The sequence below is a fragment of the Streptomyces sp. NPDC015661 genome (genome assembly GCF_043077765.1).
Classification (GTDB): Bacteria; Actinomycetota; Actinomycetes; order Streptomycetales; family Streptomycetaceae; genus Streptomyces.
This window is the reverse complement of record NZ_JBIBST010000016.1, coordinates 113,874-131,740: the sequence shown is the minus strand read 5'-3', so window position 1 is coordinate 131,740 and position 17,867 is coordinate 113,874. Positions and strand designations below refer to the sequence as shown.

Here is a 17,867-nt window from a genome sequence, read left to right as displayed (position 1 = left end):
GGGGCGGGTGGATCTTCACTCGCGCCATGAGCACTCGTACGCCGCCCGTATCCGAAGCCGCCACCGCGCACGTCCCGGCCACGCCGCCGGCACCGGCCCGCCCACGCTCCACGCCGCCTCCCGGGGCGCGGACCGTGGTCGCCGCGGTGCTGGTGGCGCTGGCCGGGACGACCCTCCTCAACACCCCGCCCCCGGCCACCGCGAGAGCGGAGCGCCCTCCCGCAACGACGACACCCGACACCACGACGATCGCCTCCGCCACGACGATCGCCTCCGCCCCGGGCCCCGGCGCCGCCACCACGCCGCGCACCCTCGCCGCCCAGGGCACCAGCGCCGCCCAGGGCGCCAGCGCCGCCCAGGGCGCCAGCGCCGCCCAGGGCGCTCCCGGTGCCCCCGGCGCTCCCGGCGCTCCGGACGCGCACGGCGCTCCCGCCGCCCTGGCCGCCGCGCCCGTGCACTTCGCGGGCAAGGCCTTCGACACCTGTGAGGCGCCGTCCCTCGCCGTGATGAGGGCCTGGCGGGGGTCGCCGTACGGGGCCGTCGGGATCTACTTCGGCGGGCGGGGGCGGGGCTGCCCCGTCCAGAAGGAGCTCACCCCCGCCTGGGTCGCCTCCGCCCACGCCATGGGCTGGCGGCTGCTGCCGCTCTTCGTCGGCTCCCAGGCGCCGTGCGTGGACTCCCTCGCCAAGCGCCGCTTCGCCATCGGCAGCGCGCCCGCGACCCAGGGGACCAAGGAGGGAGGCGACGCGGTACGGGCGGCGAAGGCCCTCGGGATCGGTACGAGCAGCCCGCTCTACCTCGACATCGAGGCCTACCGGCGGGGGGACACGAGCTGCGCCGCGACCACCCTCGCCTTCGTCCGCGCCTGGAACCGGGAGGTGCGGCGCCTCGGCTACCTCCCCGGCTTCTACAGCAGCGCCGACACGGGGGTGCGGGACATGGAGACGCAGCGGAAGGCGGGGACGAAGGACCTGCCGGACGTGATGTGGTTCGCGCGCTGGCGGGGGCAGCCGGCGCTGCTCACCGAGTCGGTGCTGCACCCGGAGGCCTGGACCCCGCACGCCAGGATCCACCAGTACGCGGGGAACGTCACCGAGACGTACGGCGGGCGCACACTCGCGATCGACCGCAACGCGATGGACGCGCCGGTCGCCCGGGTCTCCGCCTCCGCCCGGTTCACCGCCCGGGTCCCCGTCCCCCTGTCGTTCGTCGACTCCGGGCGCCCCTGACCCTGAGCCGGGTGACCCCGTGCCTCCACCCAGAGGAGGTGGAGGCATCCCCACCCCTACAACCTGAGGCGGACGCCGGTTCGGGACCTGGGGCCGATCCGCAGGGTACCGGTGACTCCTAGCGTGGAGTCATGACTCCGCCACCCTCTGGCCCCGTCTGCGCCGGTGCCTCGCAGTACGCGTCGTACCCGACCTTCACCTCGTACGTACGGGCGCGTGGACCCGTGCTGCTGCGCACCGCGCGCTCCCTCACCGCCAACCCCTCGGACGCGGAGGACCTCCTCCAGACCGCGCTCGCCAAGACCTTCATGGCCTGGGAGCGCATCGAGGACCACCGTGCCTTGGACGGCTACGTCCGCCGCGCGCTGCTGAACACGCGTACCTCGCAGTGGCGCAAGCGCAAGGTCGACGAGTTCGCCTGCGAGGAGCTGCCCGAGCCCGCCGGTCTCCCGGAGCCGGACCCGGCCGAGCGGCAGGTGCTGCACGACGCGATGTGGCGCGCGGTCCTGAAGCTGCCGGAGCGGCAGCGTCAGATGGTGGTGCTGCGGTACTACGAGGACCTGAGCGAGGCCCAGACGGCCGAGGTGCTCGGGGTGTCGGTCGGCACGGTGAAGAGCGCGGTGTCCCGCGCGCTCGGCAAGCTCCGCGAGGACCCGGAGCTGACGCCCGTACGGTGAGCCACGCCCTCGCCCGGCGACTCCCGCCAGTAATCACTGGCAATTTACGTACTCTCGGGTAGTGACATACCGCGCGGTACGTGCGCAGAATCTCCACACCCCTTCTGCCACGTAGCGCCCACCGGGAGGACGCCCCGTGTACAGCACCATGCAGGACGTACAACTGACCGTGAGCCGCATCCTCCAGCACGGGATGACCATCCACGGAAAGTCCACCATCACCACCTGGACGGGCGAGCCGGAGCCGCAGCGCCGCACGTTCGCGGAGGCCGGAACACGCGCGCACCAGCTGGCCCACGCCCTGCGCGACGAACTCGGAGTCACCGGCGACCAGCGCGTCGCCACCCTCATGTGGAACAACTCGGAGCACGTCGAGGCGTACTTCGCGATCCCGTCCATGGGCGCGGTCCTCCACACCCTCAACCTCCGCCTGCCCCCCGAGCAGCTGGTGTGGATCGTCAACCACGCCGCCGACCGGGTCGTGCTCGTCAACGGTTCCCTGCTGCCGCTCCTCGCCCCGCTGCTCCCGCACCTGCCGACGGTCGAGCACGTCGTCGTCGCGGGCCCGGGCGACCGTTCCCTCCTCGACGGCGCGGCTCCGCGCGTCCACGAGTACGAGGAGCTGATCGCCGGGCGTCCGACCCGGTACGACTGGCCCGAGCTGGACGAGCGCTCGGCCGCGGCCATGTGCTACACCTCCGGCACCACCGGCGACCCGAAGGGCGTCGTCTACTCGCACCGCTCGATCTACCTGCACTCCATGCAGGTGAACATGACCGAGTCGATGGGCCTCACCGACAAGGACACGACCCTGGTCGTCGTCCCGCAGTTCCACGTCAACGCCTGGGGCCTGCCGCACGCCACCTTCATGACCGGCATCAACATGCTCATGCCGGACCGCTTCCTCCAGCCGGCCCCGCTCGCCGACATGATCGAGCGCGAGAAGCCGACCCACGCGGCCGCCGTCCCCACCATCTGGCAGGGCCTGCTCGCCGAGGTCACCGCCAACCCGCGCGACCTCACCTCCATGAAGCAGGTCACCATCGGCGGCGCCGCCTGTCCGCCCTCCCTCATGGAGGCCTACGACCGGCTCGGCGTCCGCCTCTGCCACGCCTGGGGCATGACCGAGACCTCCCCGCTCGGCACGATGGCCCACCCGCCGCACGGCCTCACCGCCGAGGAGGAGTGGCCGTACCGGGTCACGCAGGGCCGGTTCCCCGCCGGTGTCGAGGCGCGCCTCGTCGGCCCCGGCGGCGAGCACCTCGCCTGGGACGGCGAGTCGGCGGGCGAGCTGGAGGTGCGCGGCACCTGGATCGCGGGCTCGTACTTCGGCGGTGTCGGCGCCGAGGAGCTCCGCCCCGCCGACAAGTTCAGCGAGGACGGCTGGCTGAAGACCGGCGACGTCGGCGTGATCAGCCCGGACGGCTTCCTCACCCTCACCGACCGCGCCAAGGACGTCATCAAGTCGGGCGGCGAGTGGATCTCCAGCGTCGAGCTGGAGAACGCGCTCATGGCCCACCCGGAGGTCGCCGAGGCCGCCGTCGTCGCGGTGCCGGACGAGAAGTGGGGCGAGCGTCCGCTGGCGACCGTCGTCCTCAAGGAGGGCGCGACGGCGGACTACGAGACGCTGAAGGCCTTCCTCGCCGACGAGGGCGGCATCGCCAAGTGGCAGCTGCCGGAGCGGTGGGCGATCGTGCCGGCGGTGCCGAAGACGAGCGTCGGCAAGTTCGACAAGAAGGTCATCCGCAAGCAGTACGCGGAGGGCGAGCTGGACGTCACCCAGCTGTAGACACCGGGAGGGGGAGGGCCACGGCCCTCCCCCTCCTAGTTCGTGCCGATCTTCGCGAGCAGGTCGACGATCCGCGCCTGGACCTCGGCGCTGTTCGACCGCTCGGCGAGGAACAGGACCGTCTCGCCGGAGTCGAGCTTCGGCAGCTCCTCCTCGACGAGGTCGGCCGAGGTGTAGACGACGAGCGGAGTGCGGTTCAACTGGCCGTTCGCCCGCAGCCAGTCGATGATCCCGGCCCGGCGGCGGCGCACCTGCATCAGGTCCATCACCACCAGGTTCGGCCGGGTCTGGGTGGCCAGCATGACCGCCTCGGTGTCCGTCTCCGCCTGCGCGACCTGCATCCCGCGCCGCTCCAGCGTGGCCGCGAGCGCCTCCGCGATGGTCTCGTTCTCCTCGATCAGCAGGACCCGCGAGGGGTGCTGCTCGCTGTCGCGGGGCGCGAGCGCCTTGAGGAGTACGGCGGGATCGGCGCCGTACGCCGCCTCCCGGGTCGCCTGTCCGAGCCCGGCCGCGAGCAGCACCGGCACCTCGGCGGCGACCGCCGCCTGACGCAGCGACTGGAGGGCCGTACGGGTGATGGGACCGGTCAGCGGGTCGACGAAGAGCGCGGCCGGGAAGGCGGCGATCTGCGCGTCGACCTCCTCGCGGGAGTGCACGATCACCGGCCGGTAGCCGCGGTCGCTCAGCGCCTGCTGGGTGGAGACGTCGGGCGCGGGCCAGACGAGCAGCCGACGCGGGTTGTCGAGCGGCTCCGGGGGCAGCTCGTCGTCGACGGGACGCGGGGCGGGCCGGTTGGCGACCTCGACCGCGCCACCGGGACCGTCGAGCGGCTCGGGCCCCTCGGCGGAGCCCTCGGCGGGCGCTCCTATGGCGTACGCGCGGCCCTCGGCCGGGGTGTCGTGCGGCGAGGGGGCCGGGGCGGTCGGCTGCTGGTGCGGCCTGGCCTCGGCCGCCGCGGCCGGCGGGTCGAGCTCGGGCGGAGTGGCGAGCCTGCGCCGTCGCCCGGAGCCGTTGGAAGGCGCGGCGGGCGCGGCGGGTGTGGCAGGAGCGGCCGGTGTGGCGGGAGCGGCCGGTGCGGCCGTCGGGGCCGGCGGGACGAAGGGAACGCCCTGCCCGAGGGTACGGACGCTGAACGCCCGCCCCTGGGTCGAGTCCTTCGACATGGTCGCCGGCATCGGCAGCTCGGGAGGCAGCGGTACGGAGCCGGTGCCGGTCCCGGAACCCGTGCCGTTCTGCGGCGCGGGCAGCGGCGCGGCCTCCGGCTGCGGGAGAGCCACGGCCCGGCGCCGCCCGGTCGGCTCGACCGGGGCCCCGGCCTGCGGATGGGCCTGCGGATGCGGCTGCGGCGGAGTGTGGCCGTCGCCCGGGACACCCCGTACGGCCTCGTGCTGCCCCTCGTCGGAGACGGGCAGCGCACGGGCCACGGGGACGGGAACGGCCGTCTCGGCGTCACGGTCGGCATCGGCGGGCGGCAGCGCGAACGGCGTACGGGGCCCGGCCTCGGCCGCGGCGGCCCGCTCCTGCGCGGCGGCCAGCGCGCGCCGACGGCGGCCGCTGGGCTGCGCCGGAGCCTCTTCGGAGGCGATGGCGGGCAGGGCACGGGCCAGGGCGGGAGCCCCGGCCGGCTCGACGGCGACGCCCTGCGGCGGCACGGCCGCGCCGAGCGCGGCACGCCCCTGCGCGCCCTCGGCGGCCGTCACGACGGAGCCCTCGGCGGGCCGGCCACGACGGCGCCCGGTGGGCTCGACGGGGGAGTCGGCAGGGGCGTTCTGCTGGGCGGGGATCAGCTCGGCGGGCGCTCCCGTACGGGCGCGGCGACGCCCACTCGGCTCGGCACCGCCCGGCGCCTCGCCCTCGGGCGCGACCGCGCTCTCCAGGAAGGCGTCGGTGGATGCCCGCCGGGCCCGGCGGCGTCCACTGCCGGAGCCCTCGGGGGCGGGGTCGACGGCCATGACGGCACCGGGAGCCGCGCCCGGAGCCGTACCGCCGCCGGGGGCGGGCACAGCACCAGGCACCGGACCGGAGGCGGAGACAGGCACCGGACCGGAGGCGGAGACAGGCACCGGACCGGAGGCGGAGGCCGGAACAGGGCCGGTGGCGAGGCCATGGCCCGCGGCGGTCCCCGAGTTCGGCCCCGCGGCCGTCCCCGAGTCCGGGCCCGAGGCCTGGGCGGGCAGGGCGAGGGCCTCGCGGCCGCCCGAGGGCGCGTCGTCGCGCGGCGGCGAGGGGACCGTGCCCCGGCCCGCGCCGAGCGGCACCTCCAGGACGTACGCGCCACCGCTCGTGCCCGGCACCTCATGGGTCTGCACGACACCGCCGTGCGCCGCCACGATGCCGCGCACGACCGGCCCGTGCACCGGGTCGCCGCCCGCGTACGGGCCGCGGACCTCGATCCGTACGACGTCACCGCGCTGTGCGGCCGCGACGACGATCGTGGAGTCGCTCGGGGTCCGCTCGGCCTTGCTCTTGCCGGTCGCGTCGACGCCGGCGACGTCCGCCACGAGATGGGCGAGCGCGGTCGTCAGCCGGGCCGCGTCGACCTCGGCCTCGATCGGCGGCGCGTGCACGGCGAATTGGGCGCGGCCGGGCCCGATGAGCTCCACGGCCCCGTCGATGCCGCCGGCCACGATCCCGTCGAGCAGCACCACGGCCTTGTCGAGCTCCTCGGCTCCGGCGTCGAGCCGCTGGTAGCCGAGGACGTTGTCGACGAGGGCCGTCATCCGGGCGTACCCGGCGGCCAGGTGGTGCAGGACCTGGTTGGCCTCGGGCCACAGCTGCCCGGCGTCGTCGGCGGCGAGGGTGCCCAGCTGGGTGCGGAGTTCCTCCAGGGGCCCGCGCAGCGACTCGGCGAGGACCGCGGTCAGCTGCTCGTGGCGGCCGGCGAGGGAGGCGTACCGCTCCGCCTGCGTCTCGCGCTCGGCGGCGTGCCGCTCGGCCCGGTCCGCGAGCTCCGCCGCGTGCCGCTCGGCGCGTTCGGCGAGTTCGGCGGCGTGTTCCTCGACGAGCTGCTCGTACGGCCTGCGGTCGGTGAAGGTCATCACCGCGCCGACGAGCTGGTCCCCGTCCCGTACCGGAGCGGTCGTCAGGTCGACCGGGACCCGGTCGCCCTTCTTGGCCCACAGGACCTGCCCGCGGACCCGGTGCTTGCGCCCGGACTTGAGGGTGTCGGCGAGCGGGGACTCCTCGTACGGGAAGGGCTCGCCGTCGGAGCGCTTGGCGAGGATCAGCGGGTGGAGCTCCTGGCCGCCGAGCTCGCCGGCGCGGTAGCCGAGGATCTGCGCGGCGGCGGGGTTCACGAGGACGACCCGGCCGTCCGTGTCGGTGCCGACGACGCCCTCGGCCGCGGCGCGCAGGATCATCTCGGTCTGGCGCTGCGAGCGGGCGAGTTCGGCCTCGGTGTCGAGGGTGCCGGTGAGGTCCCGCACGACGAGCATGAGCAGCTCGTCGCCGGTGTAGCCGCCGTACGAGTCGTAGGCCTCGCGGCCGTCCTCCAGGCTGGCGCTGGTCACCTCGACGGGGAACTCGGAGCCGTCCGTGCGGCGGGCGATCATCCGGGCCGGCTTGGTGCGGCCGCGCTCGTCGGCGCCTTCGGGGCGGCGCATGGAGCCGGGGATGAGGCGCGAGTCGAACGCGGGCAGGAGATCCAGCAGGCCGCGCCCGACGAGCGCGGTGCCGGGCGTCTCGAACATGCCGAGGGCGATCGTGTTGGCGTTGACGACCGTGCCGTTGCAGTTGACGAGCACGAGGCCGTCGGGGAGGGCGTCGAGTATGGCTGCGAGGCGAGCAGCGCCTCGGGATGGCCTGCTGCTCACGACGACGCTTCCTCCCTGACGCACTGCACGTGCTTGCCTATCGGCCGGCCGGCCCCATCTTGCCCCTCGGGCCGCAGCCTGTCACTGAGGGGAGTCTAAGGGAGCCTCCGGGGGTCACCCCCGGACGAGGGGAAGCAGAGGCTCCAGATTCTCCCAGCGGTCGATCTCGCAGCCGTTCGCGCGGGAGAAGTGGGCGTCGACCTTGCGGCCCTGCCAGGTGCCGCTGACGTGGGCGAGCGCGGGCCCGCCGTACACCTGGGTGCACATCTGGTCCGGGGCGACGGGCCGGAACGGGTCGCCGCCCTCCTTCGCCAGCTGGTCCAGGCGCTTGCAGGCGTTCTCGGCGGCCGGGTGGTTGCTCTTGGCGCGGTCGGTACAGGTCAGCTCGAAGGTGCCGTCGGCGTCCGGGTGGCCGCTCTTCTCCACCGTGACGGTCAGCGACTCGGGCGAGGAGAACAAGGTCAGCGGCGGAAGCGGGCCGAGGCCGGCGGTCCCGAGGGCGGCGGTGGCGAGGGTCGAGAGGACGAGACTGCGCAGCATGCGGATCTCCAGAAGCACGGGGAGTACGGCGGGCGCGGGTGCACGGCGCGCCCGCCCCCTCTAACGCTCCGGGCGCCCCGGCGTTGCGCAACCGGAGTGCGCCGGGCGGGGCTCGACTCGGGCGGGCCGGGCTTTGCCCTGGACCCCGAAGGACTAGTACGGTGAGAATCGATTGGTGACAGCCGGTTCGCCTGTGTCATCATCTGCACGCACCACCCGCGTATGCGCGAGGTGCATGGAGGCGTCGCCTAGTCCGGTCTATGGCGCCGCACTGCTAATGCGGTTTGGGTCTTAAAGCCCATCGAGGGTTCAAATCCCTCCGCCTCCGCCCCTACCGAAGCCCCGGCCCCCAAGGCCGGGGCTTCGGCCGTTCCGGGACCGCTCCACCGTCCGCCCGCGAGTGCCACCTGCGAGTGCCGCGGTCCAGTTCCGCCTTCGAGCCCCGACGGTGTGACCCCGGTCTCTTTCCGCGGATTTTCCCCCCGCGAGCCCCGCCCGCGCCCACCCGCCCGCCGGCCCTCGCTCGCCCCCGACCTCGACGTTTTCGCAGGTCACAAGGGGTGAGGGGAATGGATTTCACATGACGGCGGGACTCATGTAATGTTCTTCCTGTCGCCGGGGCAGCGGGCCGAAAGGGCCGGGGGAACGGAGACAAGAACTAAAAACAAGCACTCGTAGCTTAACGGATAGAGCATCTGACTACGGATCAGAAGGTTGCAGGTTCGAATCCTGCCGAGTGCACACAGACAAGAGGCCCGGACGAGAGTCCGGGCCTCTTGCGTTGTCGGGTGTACGGAGGCGAAGTGCGGCGACCGCGCGGGCCGCTCCGGCCGTACGGAGGTCGTACGGAGGCCGTAGGGAGGTCGTAGGGCGAAGACCCCGAGGTGCCTCCAGAGTTTTCCCTGGATGCCCTCGGGGACTTCGCCTCACGGGGGTCAGGCCGTGGCCCGGGCCGGCGTGGTCGGGGTGACCGGGGTGCGGAGGACGCGGCGGCGGCGGGTCGGCATGCCGAGCATCGGGTTGGCCACGCCCCAGGCCGCGCCCTTGCAGATCAGTTCCTTGTAGCCGGCGGCCAACCGGCCGGTCAGGGCCGCGCGGACCGAGCGGTCGTCGGCGGTGACGTACTGGATCAGGCCTTCCCTGCGGCCCAGCGAGATGCACTGGTTGAAGTAGCGCGGCTGGGTCTTCGGGAGCTTTCCGCCCGTCAGGCGGGCCGCGATGGCGTCGGCCGCCTGCCAGGCCATCGGGGTGCCCGAGGCGCACGACATCCGGAGCGGCTTGTCGCCGGGGCCCATGGCCAGGGCCGCGTCGCCGACGGCGTACACGTCCGGGTGGGAGACCGAGCGCATCGTCTCGTCCACCACGATCCGGCCGGTGTCGGTGACCTCCAGGGTGGTGGCCCGCGCGATCGGGTGCACCGCGAAGCCCGTGGTCCAGACGGTGACCGCGGCCGGGACCGAGCCGTGGGGCGTGGTGACCCGGTCCGCTTCGACCGCCGTGACCGCGGTGTGCTCGTGGGCGGTGATGCCGAGGCCGGTGAAGACCTTCCGTACGTGCGCGCGGCCCTTCTCCGAGAGCCAGTCGCCCAGTCCGCCGCGGGCCGCCAGCGCGACGTCGAGATCCGGGCGGGCCTCGGCGATCTCGGTCGCCGCCTCCAGGCCGGTGAGGCCGCCGCCGACGACGACCACGGACTGCCCGGCCTCCAGGGCGGCCAGGCGCTCGCGCAGCCGGAGCGCTCCGGGGCGGCTGGAGACCTCGTGGGCGTGCTCGGCCGTGCCGGGGACTCCCTGGGTGTCCCAGCCGCTGCCGAGGGCGTACACGAGGGTGTCGTAGTGCAGTTCCTCCGCGCCGTCTGCCGCCACGACGGAGACCGTCTTCCGGTCGGCGTCGACGGACGTCACGGTCGCCAGCTTCAGTTCGACGCCCGTTCCCGCGAACATCTCGCTGAACGGCCGGGGCGTGAGCTCCTGGCCGACCGCCAGCTGGTGCAGCCGGACGCGCTCGACGAAGTCGGGCTCGGCGTTGACGAGGGTGATGGCGACGTCCTCGCTGTGGAGCTGCTTGGCGAGGCGTCCGGCGGCGATGGCTCCGGTGTAGCCGGCCCCGAGGACGATGATCCGGTGCTGCTGCATGTGCCTGCTCCTGTCTCACGCGGTTTCGCCCCTTGAACCGGGCAGCCCGACGATTCCTGACAGGATTCGAATGTGACCTGGGTCACATGTGCTTTCTCTGGGTCAGAAGGCCGCTTCCAGGAGGGGCGCGCCGTGGTCCGTCGTCGCCCAATGCCTCGTCGCGCGCTCGAGCTTGTCCGGGTTCACCTGGTTCCGGAAGGCCGTGATGCCCTCGGCCGTGACCTGCAGGCACATGATGCCGACGACCCGGCCGTCGAGCACCGCCACCACCGCGGGGACGCCGTTCGCGGTCGTGGCGTAGACGTCGGGCGAACCGCCGATCACCTTGCGCTTGGCGATGCCGGGCTTGAACAGGCCCCGCATGAACGTCGCCACCGCGAGCGCGCCCTCGAACGCCTTCGCGCGCGCCGGGACCTTGCCGCCGCCGTCGCCGATCGCGACGGCGTCGCCCGTGAGCAGCCGTACGAGCGGCTCGGTGTGGCCGCTGGTGGCCGCCGCGAGGAACTCCTCGACGATCCGCCGGGCCTCGGCCTCGTCGATCTCGGTGCGGGCCTTGCCGTCGGCGACGTGCTTCTTGGCGCGGTGGAAGATCTGCTGGCTGGCGGCCTCGCTGATGTCGAGGATCTCGGCGATCTCCCGGTGCGGGTAGTCGAAGGCCTCCCGGAGGACGTACACCGCACGCTCGTTGGGGGAGAGGCGCTCCATGACGGCCAGGACCGCGTACGAGACCGATTCGCGCTGCTCGGCGGTGTCGGCGGGGCCGAGCATCGGGTCGCCGGCGAGCAGGGGTTCGGGCAGCCACTCGCCCACGTAGGTCTCGCGGCGGGCGCGGGCCGAGGTGAGCTGGTTGAGGCACAGGTTGGTGAGGACCTTCGTCAGCCAGGCCTCGGGGACCTCGACGCGGCCGACGTCGGCGGCCTGCCAGCGCAGGAACGTGTCCTGCACGGCGTCCTCGGCCTCGCTCGCCGAGCCGAGGAGGCGGTAGGCGATCGCCTCCAGGCGGGGCCGGGAGGCCTCGAACCGGTCCACGTCGTTCATGGTCAGAGGCATGCTCCGGATCCTAGTCCGGGTGGGGTGCGCGACGGCAGGCCGTACAAGGCCGTAGCGGGCATTGTGGGACGGGAGTTAGGGTCGGATGATCTTTCTTTCTCGTCCGATGTGGGGGTTTGGGGCATGGCGCTCTTCGGGAACGCGCACGCGATCGATCCGGCGCAGGCGCAGCAGGACTTCGCGCGGCTGCTCGGCCAGGGGGAGCAGGTGCACGCCGCGTACCTGCTGATCCGCGACACGATCTTCTTCACCGACCGGCGGCTCGTGCTCGTCGACAAGCAGGGGATCACCGGCAAGAAGGTCGAGTACCACTCGATCCCGTACCGGAGCATCACGCACTTCGCCGTCGAGACGGCCGGCACGTTCGACCTGGACGCCGAGCTGAAGATCTGGATCTCGGGCAGCCAGCTGCCGGTCCAGAAGACCTTCACCAAGGGTGTCGACATCTACGAGGTGCAGGCGATCCTCACGCAGTTCGTCGCCAAGTAGACGCGACGTCGCCAGCTGAGCGCGTCGTCGCCGGGTAGGCACTTCGTCGCCAAGTGAGCGCGCAGAGGGGAGGGTTTGTGGGGGAATCCCCGAAAACCCTCCCCTTTTGGGTGAACCTGTCTGATTTGCATGTCAGTTGAATATGCCCTCGGCCTAGCTTGCGTGGCGGAGGTGATGATCGATGGACGCGATCGACATCGATGACCTGGCGCACGTCGCCACCGGAGCGCGCCTGCGGCGGCTGACCGCGGCGGACGGGACCCACTGGTTCCCGGTGGTGGACGTGGCGAAACGGCTGGGGTACGCGGGGACACGGGAGGCGCTGCGGACCGTGACGCTGCCCGAGGAGTGCCTGGCGGCCGCGCGGGACCTCGACGGGGGCGCGGGCGTCCCCGGCCGGTCCACCGGGATCCGGGCATCGACACGGATGGTGAGCCTGGAGGGGCTCGTCCAGCTCGTCGGGGCCTGCCGCAGACCCGAGGCCGGGCCGTTCCGGGCATGGACGGCGGGGGTGGTGGCGGCGGTCCAGCGATACGGCGGATACGGGCTCGAACCCTCGCCGGTGCACGCCGGTTACCTGCTGCCGCCGGAGCTCGTCGACGTCCTCGTCCGCCTCGAGGGGCGGCTCGACGAGCTGGCCGCCCCGTACGCGGAGCACGTCGAGTACGCGGAGCTGCTCCGCGAGACCCGGCGGAACCTCTCCAGGGTCGCCGACTCCCTGGAGCGGCTCGCCGTGCCCCGCCAGCGCACCCGCGCCGCCGTCGCGCTCACCCCGCAGGAGCTCGTCGAGTCCTGGGCCATCACCGGGGACATGCGGACGGTCGCCTCCTGCCTGGCGCCCGCGCTCGTGCGGGGCGGGGTGCGCTACCGGCCCCAGGACGTCACCCGCCGCACCGGCCTCTCCCGCGAACGCGTCCGTGACTGCGTCCGGCTCCTCCTCGAACGCGGCTGCATGCGCGAGGTGGGCGGACCGGCCCCGGACGGGACCCGCATCTACGTGCTGCCGTGAGAGACCGGCCCCGGACGGGACCCGCATCTACGTGCTGCCGTGAGAGACCGGTCCCGGACGGGACCCGCATCTACGTGCTGCCGTGACCGTCCGGACCCGGCCCGTACCCGTCCTTACCGTCCGCCGTGACCGTACGGACCCACCGCCACCACCTGGTACGCGTCCTCGTACACGATCCGCCCCGGGTCCGCCGACTCCAGGCGCACGCAGGGCACGCCGTGGTCCCGCAGGATCCGCAGGTACGGGGCGACCCGGGCCAGCGCCTCGGTCGCCGTCGGCCGGAACCAGGCGGCGGCCCCCGGGTTCACCGCCGGGTCGTAGACCGTCGGGTCCACCGTCGTCGGGTTCGGGAAGTGCGCGTCGTACCAGTCGTTCGACGCGCGCCAGATCCCCCATTCCTCGGGGGACAGCCTTCCGTCCCTGGCCAGCGCGTTGGTCAGGCCGAACACGCCGGGGTGGTGGCCCCGCGGGCCTCGGGTCGGAGACTGGAAGCGGATGTGGCGGAGACTGGGCATCCCGGGAGCTTAGGAGGAGAGCGGCGTGGAGTGGTGGTGCCGGGGGATCAGCTGGGGCTCCGGCGTGCCCGGGCTGCGGTGGCGGGGAGGGCGCGTCAGTTCGCTCACGTACGGGCAGCGGCTCGCCTTCCGGGCCGTCGGCGTCCGGCGGTGTCCCGGGGCCCGCGGCAATCCCTGCCCCCTGGAGGCCGTCGTCCCCGGGCGGACCACCGGCGGGCGGTGCCCGGAGTGCGCACGGCTCGACCGGGCCCACTCCGTCGCGGCCGACACCTTCCTGGACGACCCGCAGCCGTACCGCGTCTACCTGGCCTGGTTCGGGCCCGGGATGACCAAGGTCGGGATCACCGCCGAGGCCCGCGGCGAGGCCCGGCTCCTGGAGCAGGGGGCCGTCGCGTTCAGCTGGCTCGGCCGGGGCCCGCTGATGGCCGCCCGCCGCACCGAGGAGGTCCTGCGGCAGGCCCTCGGCGTGCCCGACCGGGTGGCGTACGAGCGGAAGCGGGCCGCCCGGCACGCCCTGCCGTCCGCCGTGGACCGGGCCCGCGAGGTCGAGGAGCTGTACCGGCGCGCCCGGGAGGTCGGCGGCTGGACGGAGACCCTGGAGCCGCTGGAGTTCGCCGCGCGCGATCACGTGGAGGCCTTCCACCTCGACGGACTGCCGCCGCTCGACGGCACGGTCGCCGAGCTCGTCGGCGGCGGCGTCGTCACCGGGCGGCTGCTCGCCGCCGCAGGTCCCGATCTGCACCTCCTCGCCCCCGACGGGCGCTGTCTCGCCCTCGACACCCGGCTCATGGGGGGATGGGCGCTGGAGCGGGCCGGGGAGGGGAGCGCCTTCACCGTGCCGGTCGTCGTCCCCCGTGCGGTCGATGCCGCCGCGCAGGAGGGGCTGTTCTGAGGTTCTGAGGCCGTGCACGGGGCTTCGTAAAGTCTTGGATCCCTTTGGCCGGGGGGCGTGGACACGCCCTGGCCTGCCCGGCGAGGGTGATCACATGACCCCGAAGCTGGTGGCGGGCATCGAACCGCCTTACTACACCGCTGTCTTCACCTCCGTCCGTCCCGACGCCCCCGAGGGCTACGCCGAGACCAGCGCCCGGATGCAGGAGATCGTCCGGGAGATCCCCGGCTTCCTCGGCTACGAGTCCGCGCGCACCCCCGGCGGCATCGGCATCACCGTCGCCTACTTCCGCGACCTGGAGTCCCTCGACTCCTGGCGCCTCCACACCGAGCACCAGGCCGCCAAGGCGCACGGGCGGAAGCACTGGTACGAGAGCTACAGCGTCCACATCGGCAAGGTCGAGCGGAGTTACGGCTATGAGCGCGAGTGACCCCAAAGGGCTGCTCACGCGGCTCGGGCTCCCCGGGCTCGTCGATGTGCACACGCACTTCATGCCGCAGAACGTCCTCGACAAGGTCTGGGCGTACTTCGACGCCGTCGGGCCCCTGACCGGCGTCGAGTGGCCCATCACCTACCGCGAGGAGGAGGAGCGCCGGCTCGCCCTCCTGCGCGGCTTCGGCGCGGTCGCCTTCACCGCGATGCTCTACCCGCACAAGCCCGGCATGGCGGCCTGGCTGAACTCCTGGGCCGCCGACTTCGCCGCCCGCACCCCCGACTGCCTGCACACGGCGACCTTCTTCCCCGAGCCGGGCGTCGACGCGTACGTCCAGCAGGCGCTCGACGCCGGCGCCCGGGTCTTCAAGGTGCACCTCCAGGTCGGCGGATTCGACCCGGGCGACCCGCGGCTCGACTCCGTCTGGGGGACGCTCGCCGACAGCCGTACGCCCGTCGTCGTGCACTGCGGCTCCGGCCCCACCCCGGGGAACTTCACCGGCCCCGGGCCCATGGGGAGGCTGCTCGCCCGCCACCCCCGGCTGCGGGTGATCGTCGCCCACATGGGGATGCCGGAGTACGGCGAGTTCCTCGACCTCGCCGAGCGGTACGAGGACGTCCACCTCGACACCACCATGGCCTTCACCGACTTCAGCGAGCGGCTCGCACCCTTCCCGGAGGGCGACCGCAAGCGGCTCCTCGACCTCGGCGACCGGATCCTCCTCGGCTCGGACTTCCCGAACATCCCGTATCCGTACGTCCACCAGCTCCACGCCCTCGAACGCCTCGGGCTCGGGGACGACTGGCTCCGGCGGGTCCTGTACGAGAACGGCGCCGCGCTGTTTCACGTGAAACGGTGATCGGCCGCCCCCGGAGGCCCTGACCCCGAGGCCCCGAGGCCCCGAGGCCGCGAAGCCCCGAGGCCCCAAGGGCCTGAGGACCCGAGGACCCGAGGCTCCGGATCCCTTTCTCAGGGAATTCACAGGAAAGGGAAAGAGGGCTCTCAGCGGCGGCCGACACCGTGGTGCCATGACCGTCACCACACGCCGCACCGGCACCCACGCCGACATGCTCCGCGCCGACGGAACCGCCGTCCGGGTGCTCGTCGTCGACGACGAGGCCTCGCTCGCCGAGCTGCTCTCCATGGCCCTGCGCTACGAGGGCTGGCAGGTCCGCAGCGCCGGGGACGGGGCCGCGGCGCTCCGCTCCGCGCGCGAGTTCCGGCCCGACGTCGTCATCCTCGACATCATGCTCCCGGACGTCGACGGACTGAGCCTGCTGGGTTCGATCCGCCGCGAGCTGCCCGACGTGCCCGTGCTGTTCCTGACCGCGAAGGACGCCGTCGAGGACCGCATCGCCGGGCTCACCGCCGGCGGCGACGACTACGTCACCAAGCCCTTCAGCCTGGAGGAGGTCGTGGCCCGGCTGCGCGGCCTCATCCGCAGGTCCGGGGCCGCGCAGACGCGCAGCGAGTCCCTGCTCGCCGTGGGGGACCTGACCCTCGACGAGGACAGCCACGAGGTCACCCGGGGCGGTGACTCGATCCACCTCACCGCGACCGAGTTCGAGCTGCTGCGCTACCTCATGCGCAATCCGCGCCGGGTGCTCAGCAAGGCGCAGATCCTCGACCGCGTCTGGTCGTACGACTTCGGCGGCCAGGCCAATGTCGTCGAGCTCTACATCTCCTATCTGCGTCGGAAGATCGACGCGGGCCGCCCGCCGATGATCCACACCCGGCGCGGGGCCGGCTATCTGATCAAGCCGGGGGAGTAGGACCCGTGCGCGTACGACGAGGGCGGCCGTGGTCGCTGCGGACGCGGCTCGTCGTCTCCGCGGTGGCGCTGATCGCGGTCGTCGCGGCGGTGATCGGCACGGTGACGACGATCGCGTTCCGCTCGTACCTGTACGACCAGGCCGACGAGCAGGTGCGGGCCGTCTCGAACCGGGCCGCAGGGCCGCCGGCCGCCCTGGCCGGGCCCGATCCGGCACTGGGCCGGGACCCGCTCGGCTTCGTCGTCGGACCGGGCGTGCCGAACGGCACACTCGGGGCCGTCGTCACGGACGACGGCGTCTCCTCCGCCGGATACCAGGCGGAGACCGAGAACAGCGGCTCGTACGGTGTGCAGTTCCGGGTCAAGGCACTCGACGCGGCCCAGCGGGCCGCCCTCGCCGCCGTCCCCCGGGACGGCCTGCCGCACACCGTCGACCTGCCCGGCGGGCTCGGCTCGTACCGGGTCGAGTACGCCGCCGGGGCGCACGGCGCTTTCCTCACCGGCATCCCCCTGACCGAGGTCGAGGACGCCCTCTCCACGCTCGTCCTCGTCGAGCTGAGCGTCACCGGCGCCGGGCTCGTCGCGGCCTCGCTCGCCGGGACCCTGCTCGTCCGGGTCGCCCTCCGCCCGCTGCGGCGCGTGGCCATCACCGCCCGTCAGGTCGCCCGACTCCCGCTGCACAGCGGGGAAGTGGCGCTCCATCAACGCGTCCCGGAGGCCGAGGCCGACCCGCGCACCGAGGTCGGTCAGGTCGGCGCGGCCCTCAACCGGATGCTCGACCACGTCCACTCGGCCCTCGACGCCCGTCAGCAGAGCGAGACCCGGGTGCGGCAGTTCGTCGCGGACGCCAGCCACGAGCTGCGCACCCCGCTCGCCTCGATCCGGGGGTACGCGGAGCTCACCCGGCGCGGTGACGAGGAGTGCGGCCCCGACACCCGGCACGCGCTCTACCGCATCGAGTCCGAGGCCGCCCGGATGACGGGCCTCGTCGAGGACCTCCTGCTGCTCGCCCGGCTCGACGCCGGCCGCCCCCTCTCGTACGAGACCCTCGACCTCGTCCCGCTCGTCGTGGACGCCGTCAGCGACGCCCGCGCCGCCGGACCCGACCATCACTGGCGTCTCGAACTGCCCACGACCGGCGCGCTCGTACGGGCCGACGCCGCCCGGCTCCACCAGGTCCTGGTGAACCTCCTCGCCAACGCCCGCACCCACACCCCGCCCGACACCAAGGTCACGGCACGCGTCCGTGGCGACTCCGCGGCGACGCTCGTCGAGATCGAGGACGACGGCCCCGGCATCCCGCCCGAACTGCTTCCCGCGGTCTTCGAACGCTTCGCGCGGGGCGACGCCTCCCGCTCCCGGCATGCCGGATCCACCGGCCTCGGCCTCGCCATCGTCCGCGCGGTCGTGCTCGCCCACGGCGGAGAGGTGGCCGTCGAGAGCGTCCCCGGCCGGACCGTCTTCACCGTGCGCCTGCCCGCCGACCAGGACTCACAGGCAGGCCACAGGCTCATCACACAGCCGTGACA

The 17,867-nt window shown here is 73.4% G+C and carries 15 protein-coding genes and 2 tRNA genes; 12 read left to right on the top strand and 5 right to left on the bottom strand.

Going from position 1 to position 17,867, the window contains the following annotated elements; all coding sequences use genetic code 11:
- Positions 1–26 precede the first annotated feature (26 nt).
- The 3 genes from ACF07V_RS34160 (at position 27) to ACF07V_RS34150 (ending at position 3,695) form a co-directional block, all read left to right on the top strand.
- On the top strand, positions 27–1,229 hold the full coding sequence (locus ACF07V_RS34160; RefSeq protein ID WP_392159554.1) for a DUF1906 domain-containing protein: 1,203 nt from the start codon (positions 27–29) through the stop codon (positions 1,227–1,229).
- 131 nt (positions 1,230–1,360) lie between these two features.
- Positions 1,361–1,906 (top strand): SigE family RNA polymerase sigma factor, encoded by a 546-nt coding sequence (locus tag ACF07V_RS34155; RefSeq protein WP_392159553.1) that lies wholly within the window; start codon positions 1,361–1,363, stop codon positions 1,904–1,906.
- A gap of 136 nt (positions 1,907–2,042) precedes the next feature.
- A complete protein-coding gene (locus ACF07V_RS34150; RefSeq protein ID WP_392159552.1) occupies positions 2,043–3,695 on the top strand; it encodes a long-chain fatty acid--CoA ligase in 1,653 nt (550 codons plus the stop codon).
- A 35-nt stretch (positions 3,696–3,730) separates the two neighbouring features.
- On the opposite strand, the gene ACF07V_RS34145 is transcribed toward ACF07V_RS34150, so the two are convergent.
- Positions 3,731–7,507 (bottom strand): PAS domain-containing protein, encoded by a 3,777-nt coding sequence (locus ACF07V_RS34145; protein ID WP_392159551.1) that lies wholly within the window; start codon positions 7,505–7,507, stop codon positions 3,731–3,733.
- A gap of 114 nt (positions 7,508–7,621) precedes the next feature.
- Positions 7,622–8,047, bottom strand: a complete 426-nt coding sequence (locus ACF07V_RS34140; RefSeq protein WP_392159550.1) for an SSI family serine proteinase inhibitor — start codon at positions 8,045–8,047, stop codon at positions 7,622–7,624.
- A 237-nt stretch (positions 8,048–8,284) separates the two neighbouring features.
- Here ACF07V_RS34140 and ACF07V_RS34135 point away from each other — a divergent pair.
- Together ACF07V_RS34135 and ACF07V_RS34130 are read left to right on the top strand one after the other, a co-directional pair.
- Positions 8,285–8,375 (top strand) — tRNA-Ser (locus ACF07V_RS34135).
- A gap of 340 nt (positions 8,376–8,715) precedes the next feature.
- Positions 8,716–8,788: transfer RNA gene (locus ACF07V_RS34130), tRNA-Arg, on the top strand.
- 194 nt (positions 8,789–8,982) lie between these two features.
- Here ACF07V_RS34130 and ACF07V_RS34125 read toward each other — a convergent pair.
- A complete protein-coding gene (locus tag ACF07V_RS34125; RefSeq protein WP_392159549.1) occupies positions 8,983–10,179 on the bottom strand; it encodes an NAD(P)/FAD-dependent oxidoreductase in 1,197 nt (398 codons plus the stop codon).
- Positions 10,180–10,281: 102 nt separating this feature from the next.
- Entirely contained in the window at positions 10,282–11,229 is a 948-nt protein-coding gene (locus ACF07V_RS34120) for an RNA polymerase sigma-70 factor (protein WP_392159548.1), read from the bottom strand.
- 123 nt (positions 11,230–11,352) lie between these two features.
- Here ACF07V_RS34120 and ACF07V_RS34115 point away from each other — a divergent pair, with 123 nt between their 5' ends.
- Positions 11,353–11,718 carry a PH domain-containing protein gene (locus ACF07V_RS34115; protein ID WP_017240499.1) on the top strand — a complete coding sequence of 122 codons (366 nt, stop codon included), beginning with the start codon at positions 11,353–11,355 and terminating at the stop codon, positions 11,716–11,718.
- A gap of 181 nt (positions 11,719–11,899) precedes the next feature.
- Positions 11,900–12,727, top strand: coding sequence for a BRO family protein (locus tag ACF07V_RS34110; protein ID WP_392159547.1), 828 nt, complete (start codon positions 11,900–11,902; stop codon positions 12,725–12,727).
- 113 nt (positions 12,728–12,840) lie between these two features.
- Here ACF07V_RS34110 and ACF07V_RS34105 read toward each other — a convergent pair whose 3' ends face one another.
- Positions 12,841–13,242, bottom strand: a complete 402-nt coding sequence (locus ACF07V_RS34105) for a hypothetical protein (protein ID WP_392159546.1) — start codon at positions 13,240–13,242, stop codon at positions 12,841–12,843.
- A gap of 25 nt (positions 13,243–13,267) precedes the next feature.
- Between ACF07V_RS34105 and ACF07V_RS34100 the strand changes: the two genes are divergently transcribed.
- The 5 genes from ACF07V_RS34100 (at position 13,268) to ACF07V_RS34080 (ending at position 17,865) form a co-directional block, all read left to right on the top strand.
- The gene (locus tag ACF07V_RS34100; RefSeq protein WP_392159545.1) at positions 13,268–14,134 is read left to right on the top strand and encodes a DUF2797 domain-containing protein; all 867 of its coding nucleotides are present in this window, start codon (positions 13,268–13,270) and stop codon (positions 14,132–14,134) included.
- Positions 14,135–14,228: 94 nt separating this feature from the next.
- On the top strand, positions 14,229–14,564 hold the full coding sequence (locus ACF07V_RS34095; RefSeq protein WP_392159544.1) for an antibiotic biosynthesis monooxygenase family protein: 336 nt from the start codon (positions 14,229–14,231) through the stop codon (positions 14,562–14,564).
- Complete coding sequence (locus ACF07V_RS34090; RefSeq protein WP_392159543.1) at positions 14,551–15,426, top strand: amidohydrolase family protein; 876 nt, start codon at positions 14,551–14,553, stop codon at positions 15,424–15,426. The genes ACF07V_RS34095 and ACF07V_RS34090 overlap by 14 nt, the downstream gene beginning before the upstream one ends.
- A 169-nt stretch (positions 15,427–15,595) precedes the next feature.
- A complete protein-coding gene (locus tag ACF07V_RS34085) occupies positions 15,596–16,339 on the top strand; it encodes a response regulator transcription factor (RefSeq protein ID WP_392159542.1) in 744 nt (247 codons plus the stop codon).
- Positions 16,340–16,344: 5 nt separating this feature from the next.
- Positions 16,345–17,865 carry a sensor histidine kinase gene (locus tag ACF07V_RS34080; RefSeq protein ID WP_392159541.1) on the top strand — a complete coding sequence of 507 codons (1,521 nt, stop codon included), beginning with the start codon at positions 16,345–16,347 and terminating at the stop codon, positions 17,863–17,865.
- Positions 17,866–17,867 lie beyond the last annotated feature (2 nt).